Origin of the sequence: Vibrio sp. S234-5 (genome assembly GCF_000960595.1) — a bacterium.
Taxonomy (GTDB): domain Bacteria; phylum Pseudomonadota; class Gammaproteobacteria; order Enterobacterales; family Vibrionaceae; genus Vibrio.
Map to the genome: position 1 here is coordinate 1 of NZ_JZAM01000242.1, position 3,732 is coordinate 3,732.

The following is a 3,732-nucleotide window of genomic DNA, read 5'->3' on the forward strand; positions in this document are numbered from 1 at the left end:
GGCGTTAAGTTTATTCACAAAAAATCAGTGGATTATGGTTTTTCTTTGTTCCCTCGGCTGATTTGTTTTGTGTTTGTCGGCAAGTTAGTTTCAGTGGGCGCGGTTTTCCGGACAATTATTCTTTGGCGCTGGAAATTCAGAAAATTGCCTCAATCAATTTTTGGGCAAGCGCGATGTTGGTTTAGCTGGCTCAATCAGTATTTTGATCACAGGTTTTTGTGATTGAATTGCCGAAATTCAAAGTCTGTTTTTCAAATCTATGAGTCGTTTCAGTTTTTTAGGTCTTGGCTTTTGTTTGTGAGTCAAAGCTGAGTTAATCTTGGTTCTGGTAAAACGTAAGTCATTGAAGCTTAAACATAACAAACGGTTCAAGAGGGACAGCCAACGCGCGGCATTTTTATCATGCGTTGGTTTTTGTGGTTACGGTGTTATGCGGAAGCTTGGTAATTGCGTTGGCTGCCCCTTAACCGGGCGTTAGGCATTTGGAGGGAACATGGATTATCTATCTTTAGCTGTTGGATTTTTGGTAGGTACTTTAACCGGTGCTTCAGGCACTTACTTTGGAAATAAATATACTGATATTCGCCATAGGCAAGAGCAAAAAAAAGCTGAACGTGAGATGTGGTTAACACTTGAACGTAAATATCCAAATTTAATTTCTGAGATGAAAGAAGATTTTTCCAATCCCCAAAATTTATCTATTCGAAAGTTTGCGATCAAATCTAGCAAAATGACTCTAAACGTTGGTGAGCGTTGTTTTGAGTACCACACTGATAAACATATTGATATATTTTCTTCGGTAGATCACTTGAAAGATTTAGGTCTTGTCGAAGAGCTTTATGTTCCAGGCTGTCCTATGTACCGCTTTAAAGAAAGATTTGCAGAGTATCTAATTGGAAAAAATGCCTAACAAAGCGTTAAAGAGGGACTTGGCACGCGTGGCATTTTCGGTTTGCAGTTTGTTTAGTGATTAAGGTGTAATGCGGTTACTTTAGTATTGCGTGCCTGCGCCCCTTAACGCGGCGTTAGCTGAGGTTAAGAAAAATCATCAAATTACGTGTTTATTTTTCTTAGTCTGAGGCTCTAGCTTTACACCTGAAAGTCAGCACTTTTCCATGTATCTCGCCAGTGGCACTGTTCGTGAAGCGGTTGAACTAACCGAAGTCTTCTTACGGGAAGTGGTGTGTTTGTTTATTTCTTTGGTGCGGCTTCTTTGGTTTTGAAGTTTTGTCGAGCTTAAATGGATTTCGCGCACTTGGTTGTTGGCTTCTTCGACATAATTCTTTGTAAATTTAGGTCCTAGAAGATCGTCAAGTTTTCCTGTTATTTCTTCTTTGCCAAGTACGTTTCGTGGGTTAGGTTTTAGTTTCTCAGTTGTCCGTTTTACTTTGCCGCTTGAAAGCAATAATGTGTTTTAAATTAGGCCGTTGGGTCGTAAATCTCCGGCTAAAGTGCAGCAGCTAACAAACGGCTCAAGAGGGATTGTCAACGCTTGGCGGCTTTAGTTCAAAATTGAAGTTCAGTGTTTACGGTGTGTTTTTTAAGTTCGGTGGTGCGTTGTCAACCCCTTAGCCGGGCGTTATGTTGCATTCGAGTAGCTCATTCTAAATATCTGAATATATTGCTCTAATGATTCACATTGTTGCATATAAATTTCTGGTGTATTTTCCATGGAAGATTAAATCAGCAGTAAGGAAAAACAATGACTCCATCGACAAAGGGTGTGCATCACATCGGATTAACCGTTTCAAGATTAGAAGAAAGTGCCAAGTTCTTCACTGGTGTACTTGGTTGGAAAGAGGTGAAAAGAAACCCTGATTATCCAGCTATTTTTGTTAGTGACGGAACGGTAATGTTGACACTTTGGTCTACGAAAACTGACTCACCAACTGAATTTGATAGAAAAGCTAATGTTGGCTTGCACCACTTAGCTTTGTTGATTGAAACTGAAGAGCTTTTAGTGTCGCTCCATGAGCGTTTGAAAGAAGAAGGGGTTTTGATTGAGTTCGAACCTGAACTTGTAAGAGAGGGGCCGGCAAAACATTTGATGTGTTACGACCCAAGCGGTATTCGAATCGAGTTTTTTTGGGCTGGCGTGTAAAGCAACATAACAAACGCTTCAAGAGGGACAGCCAACGCGTGGCATTTTTACTGTGCGTTACTATTGTGATTACGGTGTCATGCGGAAAGTCAGTAGTAGCGTTGTCTGCCCCTTAAGCGGGCGTTATGTTTAATCACCAAAAATCAGTGGATTATGGTTTTTCTTTGTTCCCTCGGCTGATTTGTTTTGTGTTTGTCGGCAAGTTAGTTTCAGTGGGCGCGGTTTTCCGGACAATTATTCTTTGGCGCTGGAAATTCAGAAAATTGCCTCAATCAATTTTTGGGCAAGCGCGATGTTGGTTTAGCTGGCTCAATCAGTATTTTGATCACAGGTTTTTGTGATTGAATTGCCGAAATTCAAAGTCTGTTTTTCAAATCTATGAGTCGTTTCAGTTTTTTAGGTCTTGGCTTTTGTTTGTGAGTCAAAGCTGAGTTAATCTTGGTTCTGGTAAAACGTAAGTCATTGAAGCTTAAACATAACAAACGGTTCAAGAGGGACAGCCAACGCGCGGCATTTTTATCATGCGTTGGTTTTTGTGGTTACGGTGTTATGCGGAAACTTAGTAATTGCGTTGGCTGCCCCTTAACCGGGCGTTATGCTTAATCACGCAAAGTCAGTGGTTTATGTTTTTTCTTTGTTCCCTCGGCTGATTTGTTTTGTGTTTGTCGGCAAGTTAGTTTCAGTGGGCGCGGTTTTCCGGACAATTATTCTTTGGCGCTGGAAATTCAGAGCGTTGCCTCAATCAATTTTCGGGCAAGCGTGAGGTTAGGGCGGTTGGCTCAATCAGAAGTTTGATCTTAGGTTTTTCGGTTTTATCTGCCAAAGTTCAAAGTCTGATTTTCAAAATTATGAGTCATTTCAGTTTTTTGGTTTTTGGCTTTTGTTTGTGAGTTAAAGCTGAGTTAATCTTGGTTTTGGTAAACGTAAGTCATTGAAGCTTAAGCATAACAAAGCGTTCAAGAGGGACTTAGCACGCGTGGCATTTTCAATTTGCGTTGGGTTTAGTGGTTAAGTTGTCATGCGGTCACTTTTGTATTGCGTGCCTGCGCCCCTTAACGCGGCGTTAGTTGGCCGTAATGTTGATTGGCTTTGCATCAACAGATCAGGCAGTTATGAATTTGTTTTGAGTTATGAAATACTCATCCATTCTAATCTGCTGGCAGTTACAAGTCTGCTCATTCAGCCGCAGTGTTGAGTCTGCCGCTAATAGAGCTTCGCTTTTTGTTAAAACCTTAGCGGCATAAAGCTCACCAGACTTTTGCATGCTAAATACGGGCTTCATTCTTGTATTGGCTTTCGGCAAAAAGCGGGGCAGTTGGGTTTTAGTAAAGTGTAATGTGTTGTAGTTTGTGTCGTTACCAAACGGCAACTAACAAGGCACTCAAACGGACTAAAAACAGTGGGCTATTTCGCTGCGCTCATATTTTAGCCCACTATTTTTAGCCGCTTAGTGCGGCGTTAGTTGGCCGTAATGTTGATTGGCTTTGCATTAACAGATCAGGCAGTTATGAATTTGTTTTGAGTTATGAAATACTCATCCATTCTAATCTGCTGGCAGTTACAAGCCTGCTCATTCAGCCGCAGTGTTGAGTCTGCCGCTAATAGAGCTTTGCTTTTTACTGGATTCATAG

Annotated in this window: 3 protein-coding genes; all 3 read left to right on the forward strand. The window is 41.1% G+C overall.

Translation table 11 applies throughout. From position 1 onward, the window contains the following. The coding region (locus UF06_RS27200; RefSeq protein ID WP_242402022.1) for a hypothetical protein at nt 1–222 on the forward strand (222 nt) is incomplete at its 5' end. A gap of 271 nt (nt 223–493) precedes the next feature. After that, on the forward strand, nt 494–910 hold the full coding sequence (locus tag UF06_RS15755) for a hypothetical protein (RefSeq protein ID WP_045571283.1): 417 nt from the start codon (nt 494–496) through the stop codon (nt 908–910). 792 nt (nt 911–1,702) lie between these two features. Further along, complete coding sequence (locus UF06_RS15760; protein WP_021706447.1) at nt 1,703–2,101, forward strand: VOC family protein; 399 nt, start codon at nt 1,703–1,705, stop codon at nt 2,099–2,101. Nucleotides 2,102–3,732: the final 1,631 nt, after the last annotated feature.

What these genes read in the sequence shown, in the direction of transcription:
- UF06_RS15755 (WP_045571283.1), top strand. Translation starts at nt 494, where the DNA reads ATGGATTATCTATCTTTAGCTGTTGGATTTTTGGTAGGTACTTTAACC.
- UF06_RS15760 (WP_021706447.1), top strand. Translation starts at nt 1,703, where the DNA reads ATGACTCCATCGACAAAGGGTGTGCATCACATCGGATTAACCGTTTCA.